The organism is Streptococcus mitis, assembly GCF_946190285.1.
Lineage (GTDB): Bacteria > Bacillota > Bacilli > Lactobacillales > Streptococcaceae > Streptococcus > Streptococcus mitis_CP.
Genome location: NZ_CAMHZX010000026.1, coordinates 1 through 377 on the forward strand (window position 1 = coordinate 1; position 377 = coordinate 377).

Genomic DNA, 377 nt, shown 5'->3' on the forward strand with positions numbered 1-377 from the left:
TCAGCATCTACTAGCGCCGTAGCGTCTACCTCAGCGTCAACAAGTGCGGTAGCCTCAACGTCAGCATCAACAAGTGCAGTAGCGTCTACGTCAGCCAGCACCAGTGCCGTAGCGTCTACGTCAGCAAGCACAAGTGCAGTAGCGTCTACCTCAGCATCAACAAGTGCAGTAGCGTCTACCTCAGCCAGCACCAGTGCCGTAGCGTCTACCTCAGCATCTACTAGCGCCGTAGCGTCTACCTCAGCGTCAACAAGTGCGGTAGCCTCAACGTCAGCATCAACAAGTGCCGTAGCGTCTACGTCAGCTTCAACAAGTGCAGTAGCCTCTACTTCAGCCAGCACAAGCGCCGTAGCGTCTACGTCAGCCTCAACAAGCGC

The 377-nt window shown here is 56.0% G+C and carries 1 protein-coding gene; it reads left to right on the top strand.

Annotated features, from left to right (window positions below):
* Positions 1–377, top strand: a 377-nt coding sequence (locus N8L39_RS09270) for a hypothetical protein (protein WP_261039371.1), incomplete at both ends; no start/stop codon positions are given.